Origin of the sequence: Arthrobacter sp. NPDC080082, assembly GCF_040686595.1 — a bacterium.
Lineage (GTDB): Bacteria > Actinomycetota > Actinomycetes > Actinomycetales > Micrococcaceae > Arthrobacter.
On the sequence record NZ_JBFBKQ010000005.1, the window covers coordinates 174,928 to 192,472 of the forward strand.

The following is a 17,545-nucleotide window of genomic DNA, read 5'->3' on the forward strand; positions in this document are numbered from 1 at the left end:
CTAACAAGCAAAGCGCCTAGCTGCGTTCCGCCACCGCGGAATCCGCGGCGTCACCGGCGTGGGCCTGTTCGGCGGGTTTCCGGCCCGTGGCGGGCATCGCGACGACGGCGATCACCGTCAGCACCGCGCCCACCAGCACCGCCAGGAACACCGCGCCGGAGGCCGTGACGACGGTCCCGGGGTTGGTGTCCCCGCCCGGGGTCCCGGCGTAGATTGCGTTGGCGACGGCGCCGAAGACCGCCACGCCGATCGAGCTGCCGATCGATCGGGCGAACAGGTTGGTGCCGGTCACCACGCCGCGTTCGTTCCACTCCACGCTGGACTGGGCGGCGATCAGCGTGGGCGTGGCGACAAGCCCCAGGCCCAGCCCCACGATGAAGCAGCTGGCCGCGACCAGGAGCACACTCGGCGAGGAGGCGGTCAACGCCAGCACCGCGGTCCCCACCACGGTGATGCTGATGCCGATCAGCGCGGTGGTCCGGAAACCCAGGCGCAGATAGAAGCGGCCGGACTGGGAGGCGCTGATCGGCCAGCCGATGGTCAGTGCCGCCAGGGCGAGCCCGGCCAGGATCGGGGACGTGGCGATGGACCCCTCGAGGAAGGTCGGCACGTAGGAGGTCAGGCCCAGCATGACGGCGCCGACGCCGAAGGAGACCAGCGCCGTCGTCGCCAGCAGCCGGCGGGAGACCACCCACGGCGGCAGGACGGGCTCGGCCGCGCGGCGTTCCACCAGCACGAAGACGGCCAGCAGCACCGCGCCTCCCGCGAAGACGCCGATGCTGGGGGCGGAGTTCCAGGCCCAGGCCTGGCCGCCCTCGAGGGCGCCGAGGATCAGCAGGGTCAGCGCCGCAGTGAGCAGCGCGGAGCCGAGGTAGTCCACGGTGTGGCCCTGGCGTTTGACGTCCTCCCGGAAGGAGCGCAGCAGCATCCAGCCGGCCAGCAGGCAGAGCGGGATGTTGACCAGGAAGATGCCCCGCCAGATGCCGAGGGTGGAGAACACGCCGCCCAGGGTGGGGCCGACGACGGAGGAGATGGCCCAGACGCTGGCGAGGTAGCCCTGCACCTTGGCCCGTTCGGTCAGGGTGTAGATATCCCCGGCTATGGTGATGGCCATCGGCTGGACCGCACCGGCGCCGAGGCCCTGCAGCACCCGGAAGGCGATCAGCGCCGGCATGCTCCAGGCGATGCCGCAGAGGATGGATCCGAGCAGGAACAGGCCGATGCCGATCAGGATGATGGGTTTGCGGCCGACCACGTCGGAGAGTTTCGCGTAGACGGGCACGGACACGGCCTGCGCCAGCAGGTAGGCGGAGAACAGCCAGGGGAAGGACGAGAAGCCGCCCACGTCGCGCACGATCGAGGGCACCGCGGTGGCCACGATCGTTGAATCGATCGCCACCAGGCCGGTCGAGAGCATCAGGGCAATGAGGATCGGTCCCCGGGTGGAGCGGAAGCCGACTCCGTCGCTTGTTGTCGTCACTGGTTTCGTTCCCGTCGTCGTCCACGCCGTACGGCGCCCGGAACCGCGCGGTTCCGAGGTCATAACTCCGGCGGGACGGGAATTAGTCCCGCGGACGCCGGGTAAAGACCAGGTGGGTGACGCCCGACGGCGAGGGCGTCGCCTCAATCTCAAAGCGCTTTTCCAAGTCTTCGAGCCCGTCCCAAAGCCGCTCCCCGCGGCCCAGGAGGATCGGCACCAGGACCAGGTGCAGGTGGTCGATCAGGTCGGCGGCGAGGAACTGCCGCACCGTGGCGACCCCGCCGCCGATCCTGACGTCCTTGCCGCCGGCGAGCTCCCGGGCACGTTCCAGCGCCTCGGCGGGGCCGGCGTCGAGGAAGTGGAACGTGGTCCCGCCCTCCATCTCCAGCACGGGCCGGGGATGGTGGGTGAGGACGACGACGGGCGTGTGGAAGACCGGATTGTCCCCCCACCAGCCCTTCCATTCCTCGTCCTGCCAGGGTCCGCGCTGGGGGCCGAACTTGTTGCGTCCCATGATTTCGGCGCCGATGCCGGGTGCCCAGGTGCCGGCGAAGGCCTCGTCGACGCCGAAGGAGGGTTCTCCGTCGCCGGGCAGGCCCATGGCGCGGAAGGTGCGGGTGCCGAACGCCCACTGCATCAGCCGGGTACCGGCGTGGCCGAAGGGCGCTTCGAGGCTTTGGCCCTCGCCCGTGCCGTAGCCGTCCAGGGAGATCGAGAAATTGTGTACGCGGACGAGGGACATGTGAGCTCCTTGGCGGGTGGCCGGGTTTCCGAGCCCACTCTAGGAGCGGCGGGCGGTCCGCTCAAGGACTTCGGAGCCGCGGCCTCCCCGGGCGGGGCCGCAGCGCCGTCCGGTGCGCCGCCTTGGCGGGCCTCTCAGCCCTGGGCGGCGGCCCGCGCTGCGTAGACGGTTGCCCGAGCCTGGACGTTGCGGATGTAGGCGTCGGACTGGTTATAGGCGTAGATGGCGTCGGTCCAGCCGCGCGGGGTGGTGAGGTCCCGGCCGTGGCCGCAAAGGTAGTCGGCGGCGCTAAGGGCGGCGTCGTCGATGTTGAAGGGATCGGCGACGCCGTCGCCGCTGCCGTCCCGGCCCGCCAGCCGCCAGGTAGAGGGGATGAACTGCATGGGTCCGACGGCGTGGTCCCAGTGCGGGTCGCCGTCGAGCGCACCGCCGTCGGTGTCCGGGATCGCGGCGAACCCGTCGCCGTTGAGGCTGGGCCCGACGATCGGGCCGCTGACCTGGCCGGCCGCGTTGAGGCTGCCTCCGCCGTAGCTCCCGTGCGCCGTTTCGACGAAGCCGATCGCCGCGATGGTGTTCCAACCGATGCCGCAGCCGGGGGTGGTGGCGTTCGCGGTGACCGCGGCGGCGACGTAGGCCCGCAGCGCCCGGGCCGGGATACCGGTTCGTGCGGCGGCGCCGGTTAGCCACTGCGCATCCGGGCTGGGGGTGACGTTGACCGCCGTGGTGATGTCGGCGCCCTCGAGTTTCGCTACCGCGCTTGGCGGCGCGGCGACGGCGGTCCGGATGCCCTCGCCGGACCGGCCCACCGCCCAGAACGAGAAACCGGCGATGACGGCCACGGCCAGCAGGCCGAAGACGAGGAGGCGTTTGAGTCGGAGCACCGACTAATCAAACCATCCGGCACCGACGTCGGAAGACTCCGCGCCCGGGTTGTGGGCCACGCCCGTGCGCCGCCTCCCGGCACCGCGTCCTCCGAAGCGTCCCGGGACCCCTGTCCGTGACGGCGGCGCGTTGCTAGCATAGGCGCGGACGCCGCCGACACCCGGCGGGGCGTCCGCATCCCGGAGTCCCACCCCCGTCCGCAAGGAGAACCGCCATGGCCACACACCTCAACCCCTACCTGAGCTTCCGCGACAACGCCCGCGAGGCCATGGAGTTCTACCGCGATGTTTTCGGCGGCCAGTTGACCGTGAGCACCTTCGCGGACTTCCAGGCCAGCCAGGATCCGTCGGAGGACACCTTGGTGATGCACGCCCAGTTGGAGTCCCCCAGCGGGTTCGTCCTGATGGGGTCCGACACCCCGGCGCGGATGGACTACACCCCGGGCAACACCTTCAGCGTCTCGCTCAGCGGCGACGAGGACGCGGAACTGCGCGGCTACTGGGACAAGCTCTCCCAGGACGGCACCGTCACGATGCCGCTGTCCATGTCGCCCTGGGGCGACGCGTTCGGCATGTGCAACGACAAGTATGGCGTCGCCTGGCTGGTCAACATCGCCGGGAAGAAGGACTAAGCCCCGACGCCGGGAGCGGCGTCGCCGGAGACTCAGATGATGGTGTGCCCGGCGACGGCGGTGATCAGCGTGGAGACCTTGATGCCGATGAGGGCGGCCGTCAGGACGATCATGCCGAGGGTCACCCAGACGGGCGCCAGCCCGCGACGGGGAGCGGCCTCGTGCACCACCGCCGACCGGCCGATCACGTAGAGCTCCCGGCTGAGGAAGACCCAGGCCCAGTGGAACGGGCGCACCACGCCGTCGCGGCGCAGCTTCTGCCAGTCGAGGTAGGCCAGCACGGCGGACACGGCGTAGATGATCAGGCCGGTGCCCAGAGCCAGCAGGTAGGGCAGGGTGAGGATCGACGCCGGGTCCATGGTTTGCACCCGTCGCAACCCCGTCGTCCTGGTCCGCAGGACGGGATTCCAAAATGCTAGGCTGATCAGCGGGATGATCGGCAGGGTGGCGATCAGCCAGATGAACGGGTTGTAGACCGGGGTGGACGGGCTGATCTGCGGGCGCCCGGTGCGGTACGGGTTTGCAGGGGCGCCCGGGTGCCCCGCGCTGAGGTGCCCCGCACTGAGGTAGCCGGTCCAGGCCGTGCCGTCCCACCAGCGCAGGTAACCGGATCCCGCAGGGTCCGCGTACCAGCCCGGCGCGGGCAGGTTACCGGGTGCGCCGTACCCGGCGTTTGGGGTGCTTGGCGGGACAGTCATGGCCGGTCCTTCTCGAGCTGTTCGGGGTATCTCCCCCGAACCATACCGTGCGCCACCATCTGGTGGTGTCGAGCCCATTGTCGACCTGCAGAGTGGGAATCCGGTGGACGGGCGCTGACAGGACGCTGCATGTTGCCGCGCCCCTCACCCGTCCCCGCCGCCGTCGCCCGCCTACAACGCGTCGTCCCCTCACGCCTTGCCGTCCGCCAGCGTGCGGCGCAGTTCCCGCTTGAGCACCTTATGGCTTGGGCCCAGCGGGAATTCGCCGGTGAACCGGACATGCCGGGGGTACTTGTGCTTGGCCAGGTGCTGCTGGCTCCAGTCGATGATGTCCTGCTCGGTGGGCGGGTTCTCGGCGTGCGCGGGGTCCAGCACCACGACGGCGCAGACCTCCTCGCCGCGCAGTTCGTCGGGCAGGCCGACGACGGCCACCTGGGCGATGGCAGGGTGCCGGGAGAGCACCTCCTCCACCTCGCGCGGGTACACGTTGTAGCCGGAGCGGATGATGACGTCCTTGGTCCGGTCCACCACGTAGATGAAGCCGTCCTCGTCCATGGTGCCGAGGTCGCCGGTACGGAACCAGCCGTCCACCATGGCCTCGCGCGTGGCCTCCGGGTTGTTCAGGTACCCGGCGAAGACGTTGTGGCCGCGGACCAGGATCTCCCCCAGTTCGCCCGTGGGCATGGGGACCACGCGCTCCGGCTCGCGGTGGTCGGCGATGGTGACCTCCACGCCCCAGACCGCCTGGCCCACGCTTCCGGGCCGCGCGCCGGCGTGGGGCGTGTTGGTGGAGACCACCGGAGAGGTCTCCGAGAGGCCGTACCCCTCGTAGATGGTGACGTGGAAGGCGGCGTTGAATTTCTCCATCACGGCCAGCGGCATCGGCGCGCCGCCGGAGACGCAGAGCCGCAGCGTGGGCAGGTCGGGCCGGCCTTCGGCGGCGGCGAGCAGCTGCATGTACATCGTCGGGACGCCGTGGAAGATGTCCACCTGATGCGTGGTGATGAGCTCCAGCGCCGCCTCGCCGGTGAATTTGGGCAGCAGCACCAGGGTGCCGCCCAGCCGGAACAGGGCGTTCATGCTGGCCGTCTGCCCGAAGACGTGGAACAGTGGCAGGCAGCCGAGGGCGACGTCGCTGGAGCGTACGTCGTTGGCGTCGACGGCGGAAACGGTGGCGTTCATGACCATGTTCAGGTGCGTCAGGATGGCGCCCTTGGGACGGCCGGTGGTGCCGGAAGTGTAGAAGATGACCGCCGGGTCCTCCGCCTCACGGCTCACGTAGGTCTCCATGCCGCCGGGGGCCTCGGGGTCGAGGTGCCGGATGCCGCCGTCGCCGTTCCCGCCCATCGCGCCGCCCGGGCCCGGTCCGCCGTCGGCCGCCGCGGGGCCGACCAACAGCAGTGGAATCCCGGCCTCCCCCGCCGCCTGCCGTCCCACCTCGAGGAACGCCGGGTGGCAGAGGAGCGCCGTGGCGCCGCTGTCGCGGAGCACGTGGATGACTTCCCGGACGGTCAGCAGCAGGTGCACGGGCACCACCACCCCGCCGGTTGCCTGGATGGCGTAATAGGCGGCGGGGAATTCGACGACGTTGGGGGCCATCAGTCCCACCACGTCCCCGGGGCGGACCCCGGCGTCCTCCAGCTGGCCGGCGTAGCTCAGGGCCTGCCGCCACAGGGTGGCGTACGAATAGGACCGGCCACCGCTGATCACGGCGGTCTTCTCCGGGTACTTGCGGGCGGATTCGGCCAGGATTGAAGCGAGCGACAACGCTGTCATGGGTTCTGCTTTCTCTCGTGTTCACGTCCGGTAAGGGGTCCGGCCAGGACGGCCGTCAGGGTGTTCTCCAGGACCGCCCGGGCCTGCTCCGGGGACTGCCCCAGATGGTCCCGCAACAGTTTCCAGGTGGCCCAGTCCGCCGCGGCGCAGACCGAGAGGACCGTGCGGGTGCGGCGTTCCGGGTCCAGGGCGGCCAGTTCCGCGTCGAACAGCCGTTCGACGTCGGCCCTGATCCGGTCCAGATTCCCGCGCAAGTTCTCCTGCAGCGCCGCGGAGAAGGGACGCTGCACGTCCGCCGCCCGCGCCAGCGGCGCCAGGGCTTCCAGCACGGCGGCCCGCTGGGCGCAGTAGGCCGCGATCCGTTCCCCCAGCGGTAGCCCCGCCGGGACGGGTGCGACGCCGGCATCCTGGTCGGCGAGTTGCCGGGCGGCCGTCGCGGCCATGAGGCTCTCCAGGTCCTTGAAGTGGTCCCAGAGGGCACGGACCGAGACCCCGGCCCGGGCCGCGATCTGCCGGGCCGAGGGTTTGAGTTCGCCGTCCCTTAGGAGGTCCATGTGGGCGTCGCGGATGACCTGCCGGGTCCGCAGGGTCCGCGCGTTGCGCCCGTCGGTGGCGGTCATGCGCCGGCGAGGAACCCGGCCGGGAGCAGCGTGGCGTCGCCGGTCTGCTCGGCGTAGTGCCGCAGCCGCTCGGCGACGTACCCGTGGCCCACGTGGCCGGCGTACCAGAGGGGTCCGCCGCGGTAGGCGGGCCAGTTGTAGCCCTTGACCCAGATGACGTCGATGTCCCCGGCGCGCTCGGCGATGCCCTCGGCCAGGATCCGGGCGCCCTCGTTGATCATCGGGAACAGCAGCCGCTCGAGGATTTCGGCGTCGGAGAGGTCCCGCCTCGTGATCCCCTCGGAACGGGAGACCTCGACGATCAGGCGTTCCACCTCAGGGTCCTCGCGGCCCTCCCGCCCGTCGTAGGCGTAGTATCCGGCGCCGGTTTTCTGGCCGAACCGCCCCGCCTCGCAGAGCGCGTCGGAGACCGGGGCGGTGGTGCCCTCCGCCTTGCGGTTGCGCCACCCGATGTCCAGGCCGGCCATGTCCCCCATCTCGAAGGGACCCATCCGGAATCCGAAGTCCTTCAGGACCCGGTCCACCTGGCCGGGCAGCGCCCCCTCCAGCAGCAGCTGCTCGGCCTGGACGGAACGGACCTCCAGCATCCGGTTGCCGACAAAACCATGGCAGACCCCGACGACGACCGGCGTCTTGCCGATCCGGCGCGCCGTGGCGACCCCGGTGGCCAACGCCGCGGCGTCGGAAGCGGCCCCTCGGACCACCTCCACCAGCGGCATGACGTTGGCCGGGCTGAAGAAGTGCAGGCCGAGCACCCGGGACGGCAGGCGGGTGCCCGCGGCGATGGTGTCGATGTTCAGGTAGGACGTGTTGGAGGCGAGGATGCACTCGGGACGGACCACGGCGTCCAGCGTGGCGAAGATCCCCTCCTTGACGCCCAGGTCCTCGTAGGCGGCCTCGATGACCAGGTCGGCGTCGGCGAAGTCCGCGTAGTCGAGGCTTCCGGTGATGAGGGACCGCAGTGCTGCGGCGTCCTCCTCGCTCCGGCTGCCACGGGAGACGGACACGGCGAGGTTCTTGTCCACCTGGGCGAGGCCGCGGTCCAGGGCGGAGCGTTCGGCTTCGACCACCGTGACGGGGATGCCGGCGGAGGCCAGTGCCATGGCGATGCCGCCGCCCATGGTTCCCGCGCCCACCACCCCGGCCCGCCGGACGGGCCGTGCCGCCTCCGGGTCCAGGCCCGCCGGGCGGCGGGCCGCACGTTCGGCGGCGAAGAGGTGCCGCTGGGCCGCCGATTCTGCGCTGGCAAGCCGTTCCTGGAACTTCTCCCGCTCCACCTCCAGTCCGCGGTCGAAGGACTGCTCGATGCCGGCCGCGACGGCGTCCACCGCGGCGCGGGCGGCGAATGGGTCCTTGGCCTTGCTGAGCGCCGCCCCGGCGAGCCGTTCCACCGAGCCGGGGGTGGCGGCAGTCTCCGAGATCCTGTCATCCCGGTCCCGGGTGCGCCGCGCCGGCAGGGCATTGACGCGGGCGATGGCATCCCTGACGGCGCCGGATGCGCCGGGGTCTTCCGCCACCGCGTCGATCAGCCCGTCGCGGAGCGCATCGGCCGCGGTGACGTCCTTGCCCGTCAGTATCATCCCGAGGGCGCGCCGGGGCCCGACCAGGCGGGGCAGCCTGACGGTGCCGCCGGCTCCGGGGATCAGGCCCAGCGTGATTTCCGGCAGTCCGAGCCGGGCCTCAGGGTCGGCGATCCGGGCGTGCGCGGCCATGGCGAGTTCCAGTCCCCCGCCCAGGGCCACGCCGGTGATCCCGGCGATGACGGGCTTCGGGAAATCCTCCACCCGGGCCACCAGTGCCCGGAGGTCCGGGCCGTCCGCGTGCCCGGGTTGCCCGGCGCCGGCAACTTCTGGTTCAGTGCTCTTGAACTCGGTGATGTCCGCGCCCGCGGAGAAGGCCCGTGGCTGGCCGAGCAGCAGGACGGCGGTGACGTCCGGGTCGGCGGCGGCGCGGTCCAGCGCGGCAGCCAGCGCACGGCGCAGGTCCCGCCCCAGGGCGTTGACGCTGCCGCTGCGCATGGTCAGGCGCGCGACGCCGTCCGCTATTGAGACGTCGACGATTCGATCTGCAGGTTCGCCCACGGGGTGCCTGCCTTTCTGCCGGTGGCCGAGGCCGTTCCGGCGTGGAGGGGTCAGCTGAAGGCGGAGATGCCGGTGATGTCGCGGCCCACCAGGAGGGACTGGATGGAGTCGGTGCCCTCGTAGGTACTGACCACGTCCATGTCGGTCATGTGGCGGGCGACGTGCCGCTCCAGGAGGATGCCGTTGCCGGCCAGCATGTCGCGGGCCTCGGCGCAGATCCACTTGGCCTTCTGCGCGGTGGACATTTTGACCATGGACGCCATCGGCCCGGTCAGCCGCCCGGACTCGGCCAGTTCGGCCATCCGGTGGCACATCAGCTGCATGGCGGTCAGTTCGCTGAGCATGTTGGCGAGCTTGTTCTGCACCAGCTGGAAGGAGCCGATCGGCCGGCCGAACTGTTCCCGGTCCAGCGCGTAGCGGGCGGCGATCTCGTAGGCGGCCATGCCGTGGCCCATGGCCTCCCAGGCGGCGCCGCCGCGGGTGGCGGACAGGACGGTGGTGACGTCCTTGAAGGAGGCGCAGTTCTCCAGCCGGTTTTCTGCCGGGATGCGGAGGTTCTCGATGACGATATCGGCCTGCTGGATGGCGCGCTTGCCGATCTTGCCGGTGATGACGGTGGGTTGGTAGCCATTCGGGTGGTTGCCGTCGTCGTCCCTTTCCAGGACAAAAGCCTTCACCCGCCCGTCCCCGTCGTCACGGGCGAAGATGACGACGACGTCGGCCATGTGGCCGTTGCCGATCCACCGTTTGTGGCCATTGAGGATGTAGCTGTCCCCGTCCCGGCGGGCGGAGGTTTCCAGGGCGACGGAGTCGGAGCCGTGCAGCGGCTCGGTGAGGGCAAAGGCGCCGATCTTCTCCATGGCCGCCATGGCCGGGAGCCAGCGGCGGCGCTGGTCCTCGGAGCCGAGCATGTTGATGCTGCCCATGGCCAGGCTCGAGTGGACCCCGACGAAGGTGTTGATGGAGCCGTCGCCGCGGGCGATCTCGCGGGCCACGATGCCGGCGGCGCGGCGGCTCAGTCCCGGGCAGCCGTAGCCCCGGATGGTGCTGCCGATGATGCCCAGCCCCGCCAGGCCTGGAATCAGTCCGGAGGGGAACTCGGCCCGCTCCCAGTGGTCGTTGATGACGGGGAGGATGTCCGCCTCGACGAAGGCGCGGACCCGGTCCCGCAGGCCGCGTTCCTCCGCGGACAGCTCGTCATCGAGCAGGAAGTAATCGCTGGTGATTTCCGGTCCGGACACTGCGGGGCTCCTTTGCCTAGAGGTTGCGGCCCCTGCGATCCAGGTCACATCAGGACAACAATTTGCATCGTAACTGCAAATTGTTGGCAGCCCAAGGGTTTGGCCGCGGCGTTCCGGATGACGGACCGGTTACGCCGTGGTCCGCCCCGTCCCGGCAGTGCGCGGCGGATCCCCTGCCGGATCACAGCATCCGCCCAGTCTTCTGCCCTTTACTTGGGGCGGAAACATCCAGTTTTGAGGAGAAATACCGTGGACGAACAGAGCTACCCGGAGGGCGCCGGCCGGGCCTCCGGCACCCCGCCCTATGGCCGCACCACGCCGCCCACCATGCCGGTGCCGCACGCCGAAACACAGGGGATCCCGAATGCCGGGCCGCAGCCGGTGTCGTCGGCCTCGGCGGCCCCGGTGTGGGGAACCCCTGGCCCGACCTACCCGGCCAATGGGTCCGCAGGTCCCGGTATCCCCGGTCCCGGAACCCCGGGCCCCGGCGCCCCCGGTCCGGGACGGCCGGCGAAGAGGTCCTGGTGGAGCCTGCCGAAGGTCCTGGTGGCTGCCGGCCTCGCGGTGTTGCTCGCCGGGGGCGGCGGCGCCGCGATTGGGTATTCGATGGGCAAGTCGGATGCGGCGCACCAAGCCGCGCAGCGGTTCCAGAACGGCCGCCAGGGCGGCTTCAATGGCCAGGGCCGGCGCGGCGGGCAGGGCCAGCCGACGGCACCGGGCTCACAAAACGGCTCCCAGGACGGCGGCCAGGGTGGCGGCTCCCCGAGCGGCGGCACCAACCCGTAGCCCGGCCGGTGCGGGTCAGCGCACCACGGTGCGGTGACCCGCGTCCAGGCGCCGGGTCCAGCCCCGGGAATCAAGGTGTTCCAGGAGCGGGATGGCCACCCGGCGCGTCGTGTTGAGCGCCTGCCGGGCCTGGCTGGTGGTGAACGGCTGGTCCAGCCGGGCCAGCGCGCGCATGGCAAGGGCCGGCGCTGCGGGAAGCAGCACCACCCCGTCCCGCAGCCGCAGCAGCCGGCCGGCGCGCTCGGCGGCGGCCAGTTCGCGGCTGCCCAGGCGCAACCGGGCGAGGTCCTCGGCCTCCGGCGCGTGGAACGGGTCCGCGGTCAGCCGGCGTTCGATCTCGGCGACGGCTGTCTCGGCGGCGCCGAGATCGTCGCGGCTGCCGGGCACACTAATGTGGCCGGCGTCGGCCTCCAGCGTGGCTCCCTCGATCACGTGGGGCAGCAGCCTTTCGTCCGGCAGGTTCAGCAGGCCCGCCGCGGCCCCCATGGAGAGCCCCGGGGCCAGCGGGTCCCGTTGCTGCAGGTCCTCAACGGCCGCCCGCAGCCGCTGCTGCCACGCCTCCAGGACGGGGGCGTGCACCCACCAGTCCCCCACGACGTAAATGTCGTCGAACCCCGCGGGGTCCTGGCCGGTCAGCAGCCCCAGCCGCCGCAGGTGATCCTCCCGGACCGCGCCGCGGGCCGCGACCGCGCCGGGGAGGTCGCCGGCGGGGTCCATCGCGGCCAGCCGCCTCGCCCATTTCGCCCCATCGCCGCGGCGCTCCAGTGCGGGCGGGTCGGCGTCGAGGATGCGGGCGCCGCCCAGGACGGAGTGCCGGCCGGGGTCCCGCAGCACCAGCCGGTCCCCCAGCACCAGCGGCAGCGCCCGGTCGAGCACCAGGCGGGCAAGGTCGGCGCCGAAGGGACGCAGCCGGGCCGGGACCGCGGCGGTTCCCACGTGCACCATGATGTTCTCCGGCACCTCCGTGTATTCCCGGCCCGAGGCCCGCTGGATGCCGACGACGGCGGTGGTGGGCCAGGCGTCCGGGGTGACCAGGACGTCGCCGCGGTGGATCTCGGCGGGGCCGACGTCGCGGAGGTTCAGGGCCACCCGGCTGACCGGTTCCACGGAGGTCCGGGCGGTGTCGCAGCTTTGGAGCCCGCGGATGGTCACCGGCCGCTCGGTGGCGTCGCCGAGGAGCATCAGCCGGTCGCCGCGGGCCAGGGTTCCTGCGGCCAGGGTCCCCGTCACGACGGTCCCGGATCCGGTGATGGTGAAGGACCGGTCCACCCAGAGCCGCACCCGTCCGGTCAGGGTGGGGGCCGGCACCCGGGCGAGGACATCGTCGAGCGCGGCCCGCAGCTCGTCCAGTCCGGTGCCGTCGATGGCGGAGACGGCGACGGCGGGCGCGTCGCGCAGGCCGGTTCCGGCGAGCTCCGCACGGGTCCTGGCCAGGACCTCGACGCGGCGCTGTTCCGTGGCCCGGTCGGACCGGCTCAGGACGATCACGCCGTGCTCGATGCCCAGGGCAACGACGGCGTCCCGGTGGTCACCGGACTGCGCCTGCCACCCCTCATCGGCGGCCACCACGAAGCAGACCACGGGCGCGGGCCCGATGCCGGCCAGCATGTTCCCGAGGAACCGCTCGTGTCCCGGAACGTCCACGAAGGCCACGTCCCGGCCGGAGGGCAGGGCGGTCCAGGCGTAGCCCAGGTCGATGGTCAGCCCGCGGCGGCGTTCCTCTTCCCAACGGTCCGGTTCCATCCCCGTGAGGGCGCGGACCAGGGTGCTCTTGCCGGAATCGACGTGTCCGGCCGTGGCGATGACGTGCATGGGTCAGGCCGCGCCCCCGGTGACGGCGGCAGCGCCGGCGGCAGCGAACGCTGCCCGGGCCCGGCGGACTGCGTCGAGGATCCGGTCGTCGTCGGCGGCGGGCACGCAGCGGAGGTCGATCAGGCAGGCGCCGTCGTGAACCCGCGGCAACACGGCCGGGGTGCCGGTACGCAGCGGCCCGGCGAGCCGTTCCGGCAGCCGCAGCGCCCAGCCCGGCAGCGGCACGCCGGGGGCGCCTCCGCCGCCGACCCTGCCGTCGTGGGCCACGACCGGCACGTCGAGGGCGGCGGCGAGACGGTCCGTGCGCCGGCGCAGCTCGTCGGCGTCGGCGTGCAGTGCCTGGGACACGGGCGTGGCGCCGGCGGTGACGGTGGCTTCGAGGGCGGCGAGGGCGAGTTTGTCGGCGCGGACCGCGCGGGCCAGGGGGTGCCGGGCCAGACTGTCGATGATGTCCTTGCGGCCCAGGAGCAGGCCGGCCTGGGGGCCGCCCAGGAGCTTGTCGCCGCTGGCGATCACGACGTCGGCGCCATCCAGGAGCGCCGAGGTCACGTCGGGCTCGTCCGGCAGCAGTGGGTCCGGGGCCAGCAGTCCGCTGCCGAGGTCGGCCACCAGGGGAACGCCGCCGGACCGGGTGAGCCGGCTCAGTTCCTGGACCGGGACGGCCGAGGTGAACCCGTCGACCCGGAAGTTGCTGGGGTGGACCTTGAGCACGCACCCCGTCTGCGCTCCGATGGCGTTCTCGTAGTCGGCCAGGTGTGTCCGGTTCGTGGTGCCGATCTCCCGCAGCACGGCGCCGGTGGATTCCATCAGGTCCGTCAGCCGGAAGCCGGCGCCGATTTCGACCAGTTCGCCGCGGCTCAGGACCACTTCCTTGCCGGCCGCCAGGGCGGTGGTGGCCAGGACGAGGGCGGCCGCTCCGTTGTTGACCACCAGCGCGGCCTCCGCGGCGGGGCAGGCGGCGAGCAACGCCGCCCGGGCGCCGGCTCCCCTGCTGGAGCGGCTGCCGTCCCGGAGGTCGAGTTCGACGTCGATGTAGCCGCTGGCGGCGAGCAAGGCTTCCTTCGCGGCGTCCGACAGCGGGGCGCGTCCGAGATTGGTGTGGACGATAACGCCGGTGGCATTGAGCACCGGCCGCAATGTGGTGGCGCGGCGGGCGTTCACCTCCGCCGTCAGCGTCGACTCCACCAGGCCGGGGGCCAATTCGCCGCGCCGGGCCCGGTCCTGGATGTCCCAGACCATTTCGCGGATGACGTGGCCGCCGAGCCGTCCGGCGGCCTCCCGGATGGCGGGCAGGGCAAGCAGGTCGTTCGTCCGCGGAATTTGCCGCCGGGGGTCGATCTGGTCCACGGTCCTCCTCGGCCGGCGGCAGTCACGCCTGAAAGTTGGCGGTGGCGGACGGGAATCGAACCCGCCAGGCCGAGATGCTCGGCCGCACCGGTTTTGAAGACCGGGGGGCCCACCAGGACCCGGACGCCACCGCGCATCAATATAGCAGGGTTGCCTTGGGGGTACGCTGGGCGGGTGACCGAGGCCCAGACAACCATCCGGGAGCCGGAAGAGGGCGCCGCGCCCATCCGGCTCACAGGCTTTGCCCACGGCGGAGGATGCGCCTGCAAGATCCCGCCGGGCGAACTCGAGGACGCTGTCCGCGGCCTGATCGGGTACCCCGGGCCGGAGGTGCTGGTCGGTCTGGACAGCGGCGACGACGCCTCCGCCGTCCTGGTCCGCGAGGACCTCGCGGTCCTCACCACGGCCGACTTCTTCACCCCGGTGGTCGACGACGCCTACGACTGGGGCCGCATCGCCGCGGCCAACGCCCTCTCCGACATCTACGCCATGGGCGGCCGACCTGTGACGGCCATCAACCTCCTCGGCTGGCCGCGCGGCGTGCTGCCGATGGAACTCATGACCGAGGTCCTCCGCGGCGGGCTCAGCGTCGCCACCGAGGCGGGCTGCCCGGTGCTTGGCGGGCACTCCATCGACGACCCGGAACCCAAGTACGGCATGGCCGTCACCGGCGTCGCGCACCCGGACCGCCTGCTGCGCAACGACGCCGCCGCGCCGGGCCTGCCCATCACCCTGACCAAACCCATCGGCGTCGGGCTCCTCAACAACCGCCACAAGCACACCGGGGAGATCTTCGCCGAGGCGGTCGAGACGATGGCTCGGCTCAACCGGGACGCCTCCGACGCCGCCGTCGCCGCCGGGGCGAAAGCCGCCACGGACGTCACCGGCTTCGGCCTGCTGGGACACCTCTACAAGATGGTCCGCGCCTCCGGAATCGGCGCCGTGATCGACCTCCAGTCCGTCCCCCTGGTGGACGGGGCCTTGGAGGCGCTCCGCGACGGGTTCGTCTCCGGCGGCACCAAGCGCAACCTGGACTGGGTGCGCGCCCACCTCGACGCCGATGCCGGCATCACCGAGGACGACCTGCTGCTCCTGGCGGACGCGCAGACCTCCGGCGGCCTACTGGTGGTCGGCGAAGTGCCCGGCTACCCGGTGATCGGCCACACGACGGCGGGCCGGGGCATCCGAATCCGCTAGGCCCGGCGCCCTGCCGTGCAGGGCTGCCGTGCAGGGCGACTGCGGGGCGGCCGGCGCCGCGAGGTCGGCCCGGGACGCTGTGTCAGCTGCCGGTGGTGATGGCGTCGCCGGTGACCCCGGCGGCCCGCCGCTCCGCCAGGCGCCGCTTCTGCGGTTCAATGGTGTAGCGGGGATCCTTGGCGGAGGCGAGCCCGGCCTCGAACACGCCGAAGCGGGTCAGCGCCGAACCGGCCAGCAGCGCCAGTCCCGATGCCGCCGCCACGATGCGGTTCCGGCCGCCCAGCAGGGTCCCCAGTCCCCCGGCCAGGACAAGCCGTTCGCTCCACGTCAGCATGGTGCCGGCCTTGCCCTGGTGCAGGGGCTCCGCGGCCACCGGGTCCATCCGTCGTTCCATGATCTTCATCGCCACGACGTCCCCCACCACGCCGAGGAGCGCGAGGTTCCGCGCGGGTCCGGCCTCGCGGACCGGCGTCGTCACCATCGCGAGCCCGGCGGAGGCCAGGCTGGCGGAGCTGACGAACACGAACGGCAGCTCCCCGTGCATCTCGTTCCAGGTCGGCGTCGCGGTGTCGCCGAGGAGGACAGCCGTGTAGGCAGCCAGCGGGCCCGCGAAGACGGCGGCTTCGAGGCCGGCCGGGCCTTCGACGGCGCGCAGCACGCCCCGCAGCGGTCCCAGCGGCAGCCGTTCGCCGGTCAGCCGGTCCACCTCGGCCGCGGCGGCGACGCCAGCCCCGGCGCTGAAGGCGCTGAGGATCCAGGAGCCGACGCTCATCGGAGAGGTCACCTTGAAGGTGCGCAGCATGTGCAGGAAGCGCTCCGGGCGTCCGAGGTCCTTGACCAGGGCGGCGGCGCCGAGGCCGACGGCGCCCAGGGCACCGAGCCGGGCGTTCCGCCGCAGCAGCGGCCGTCCGCTCAGCTGGGCGCCGGCGGCCAGCAGGGCCGATCCGCCGGCAACGCCGCCGAGGAACAGGTACGCGGCGACGTCGTCACCCCATGGCGCCGGCTTGACGACGGGGCGGCCGTAGTAGGAGGTGAACTCCGGCTCCGGCACCATCGGCATTTCGCGGGAGCCGTCACCGTTGTCCCTGCGCCGGCCGGTTCCCCGCTTCCCGCCGTTGCGGCGGCGTCGGGCGGGTTCCGCGGGACGGAAGCTGTCGAATTCGGAAAGCGTCACTCGCGTCCTCCAAGGAATGCCACGGCGGCGGCCGCCGCCATGCCGACCACCGCGACGGCGGCGCGCCGGTACATCTTCGGCAGGTCGGCCGTGGGAACCCGCGGGTCCGGCGGGAGGCCGTAGACCTCGGGTTCGTCAAGCAGCAGGAAGACCGAGCCGGTGCCGCCCACGCCGTCGTTCTCGTTCGCGCCGTAGAGCCGCGCCTCGGTCATGCCCTGGGCGTGCAGGGTGGCAACGCGCTCTTTGGCGGTCTCCACCATGTCGTCGTGGTCGCCGAACTTGATCGACGTCGTCGGGCAGGCCTTGGCGCAGGCAGGCGTCTCATCGGCCACGAGCCGGTCGTAACACAGCGTGCACTTCTGGGCGACGCCCGCGTTGGGGACCTCGGGGTGCCCGGCATGCTGTTCCTCGCGGCTGGTGGCAACCTTGACGGTGCCGTTGCTGCGCCGTTCGATCACGCCGAAGGGGCAGCCCGCCACGCAGGTGCCGCAGCCGTTGCAGACGTCGTCCTGCACCACCACGGTGCCGAATTCGGTGCGGAACAACGCTCCGGTGGGGCAGACGTCCAGGCAGCCGGCGTGGGTGCAGTGCTTGCAAACATCCGAGGACATCAGCCAGCGGAAGTCGGCGGTGTCCGGCGGGGTGGTGTCCGCGCCGGCGACGACCGTCCCGGGCTGGGGCGGGGGCCCAATGCGGGGCATGCCCAGGCTCACCAGCGCCCGGCCGGATTCCCGCGCCTCGGCGATGCGCTCCTGGCCCTGCTCGATGAAGGCGACGTGCCGCCAGGTGCTGGCGCCGAGGGATCCGGTGTTGTCATAGGAGGAACCCAGCAGTTCTAGGTTCCCGTCCTGCGGGTTGTGGTTCCATTCCTTGCACGCCACCTCGCAGGCCTTGCAGCCGATGCAGATGGAGGTGTCGGTGAAGAACCCTTTGCGGGGAGGGTTGTGTTCCCAGTGGGCGTCGGCCGTGGGGTCGGTGGGTCCGGTCAGCTGGCCCATGCGGTCCTCCAACGTCGGGTCGGTGTCCGGGCCGCGGCGAGGTGCCGCCGCCCGGACCGGGCAAGATCTGCTGCGTGCCG

General features: G+C 71.9%; 15 protein-coding genes and 1 tRNA gene. 3 read left to right on the plus strand and 13 right to left on the minus strand.

The features are described from left to right. Positions 1-16: 16 nt before the first annotated feature. The 3 genes from AB0O44_RS11880 to AB0O44_RS11890 form a co-directional block, all read right to left on the minus strand. Complete coding sequence (locus AB0O44_RS11880) at positions 17-1,417, minus strand: MFS transporter (RefSeq protein WP_364137956.1); 1,401 nt, start codon at positions 1,415-1,417, stop codon at positions 17-19. A gap of 145 nt (positions 1,418-1,562) precedes the next feature. Further along, a complete protein-coding gene (locus AB0O44_RS11885; RefSeq protein ID WP_290258012.1) occupies positions 1,563-2,222 on the minus strand; it encodes a dihydrofolate reductase family protein in 660 nt (219 codons plus the stop codon). A 134-nt stretch (positions 2,223-2,356) separates the two neighbouring features. Continuing rightward, the gene (locus AB0O44_RS11890; protein WP_364137584.1) at positions 2,357-3,103 is read right to left on the minus strand and encodes a lytic transglycosylase domain-containing protein; all 747 of its coding nucleotides are present in this window, start codon (positions 3,101-3,103) and stop codon (positions 2,357-2,359) included. A 215-nt stretch (positions 3,104-3,318) separates the two neighbouring features. On the opposite strand from AB0O44_RS11890, the gene AB0O44_RS11895 reads away from it, so the two are divergent. Then, complete coding sequence (locus AB0O44_RS11895) at positions 3,319-3,735, plus strand: VOC family protein (RefSeq protein WP_364137586.1); 417 nt, start codon at positions 3,319-3,321, stop codon at positions 3,733-3,735. Positions 3,736-3,767: 32 nt separating this feature from the next. Here the strand turns inward: AB0O44_RS11895 and AB0O44_RS11900 are convergent, their stop codons facing one another. The 5 genes from AB0O44_RS11900 to AB0O44_RS11920 form a co-directional block, all read right to left on the minus strand. Beyond that, complete coding sequence (locus tag AB0O44_RS11900; protein ID WP_364137588.1) at positions 3,768-4,433, minus strand: DUF2510 domain-containing protein; 666 nt, start codon at positions 4,431-4,433, stop codon at positions 3,768-3,770. A 189-nt stretch (positions 4,434-4,622) separates the two neighbouring features. Beyond that, positions 4,623-6,209, minus strand: a complete 1,587-nt coding sequence (locus AB0O44_RS11905) for a long-chain fatty acid--CoA ligase (RefSeq protein WP_364137590.1) — start codon at positions 6,207-6,209, stop codon at positions 4,623-4,625. After that, complete coding sequence (locus AB0O44_RS11910) at positions 6,206-6,829, minus strand: TetR/AcrR family transcriptional regulator (protein ID WP_364137592.1); 624 nt, start codon at positions 6,827-6,829, stop codon at positions 6,206-6,208. The genes AB0O44_RS11905 and AB0O44_RS11910 overlap by 4 nt, the downstream gene beginning before the upstream one ends. Then, entirely contained in the window at positions 6,826-8,910 is a 2,085-nt protein-coding gene (locus tag AB0O44_RS11915) for a 3-hydroxyacyl-CoA dehydrogenase NAD-binding domain-containing protein (RefSeq protein ID WP_364137594.1), read from the minus strand. The genes AB0O44_RS11910 and AB0O44_RS11915 overlap by 4 nt, the downstream gene beginning before the upstream one ends. A gap of 50 nt (positions 8,911-8,960) precedes the next feature. Beyond that, complete coding sequence (locus AB0O44_RS11920) at positions 8,961-10,151, minus strand: acyl-CoA dehydrogenase family protein (protein ID WP_364137596.1); 1,191 nt, start codon at positions 10,149-10,151, stop codon at positions 8,961-8,963. 249 nt (positions 10,152-10,400) lie between these two features. On the opposite strand from AB0O44_RS11920, the gene AB0O44_RS11925 reads away from it, so the two are divergent. Then, the gene (locus AB0O44_RS11925; RefSeq protein WP_364137598.1) at positions 10,401-10,937 is read left to right on the plus strand and encodes a hypothetical protein; all 537 of its coding nucleotides are present in this window, start codon (positions 10,401-10,403) and stop codon (positions 10,935-10,937) included. A 15-nt stretch (positions 10,938-10,952) separates the two neighbouring features. On the opposite strand, the gene selB is transcribed toward AB0O44_RS11925, so the two are convergent. The 3 genes from selB to AB0O44_RS11940 form a co-directional block, all read right to left on the minus strand. After that, positions 10,953-12,749: a selenocysteine-specific translation elongation factor gene (gene selB, locus AB0O44_RS11930; protein ID WP_364137600.1), complete on the minus strand. Its 1,797-nt coding sequence runs from the start codon at positions 12,747-12,749 to the stop codon at positions 10,953-10,955. Between the two features lie 3 nt (positions 12,750-12,752). After that, a complete protein-coding gene (gene selA, locus AB0O44_RS11935; RefSeq protein ID WP_364137602.1) occupies positions 12,753-14,096 on the minus strand; it encodes an L-seryl-tRNA(Sec) selenium transferase in 1,344 nt (447 codons plus the stop codon). Between the two features lie 36 nt (positions 14,097-14,132). After that, positions 14,133-14,227, minus strand: a tRNA-Sec gene (locus tag AB0O44_RS11940). A 43-nt stretch (positions 14,228-14,270) separates the two neighbouring features. On the opposite strand from AB0O44_RS11940, the gene selD reads away from it, so the two are divergent. Further along, positions 14,271-15,293 (plus strand): selenide, water dikinase SelD, encoded by a 1,023-nt coding sequence (gene selD, locus AB0O44_RS11945; protein WP_364137604.1) that lies wholly within the window; start codon positions 14,271-14,273, stop codon positions 15,291-15,293. A gap of 82 nt (positions 15,294-15,375) precedes the next feature. On the opposite strand, the gene nrfD is transcribed toward selD, so the two are convergent. Both nrfD and AB0O44_RS11955 read right to left on the minus strand, forming a co-directional pair. After that, positions 15,376-16,467 (minus strand): NrfD/PsrC family molybdoenzyme membrane anchor subunit, encoded by a 1,092-nt coding sequence (gene nrfD / locus AB0O44_RS11950; RefSeq protein ID WP_364137606.1) that lies wholly within the window; start codon positions 16,465-16,467, stop codon positions 15,376-15,378. After that, positions 16,464-17,465, minus strand: a complete 1,002-nt coding sequence (locus AB0O44_RS11955) for a 4Fe-4S dicluster domain-containing protein (RefSeq protein WP_364137608.1) — start codon at positions 17,463-17,465, stop codon at positions 16,464-16,466. Before AB0O44_RS11955 ends, nrfD begins: the two co-directional genes overlap by 4 nt. Positions 17,466-17,545 lie beyond the last annotated feature (80 nt).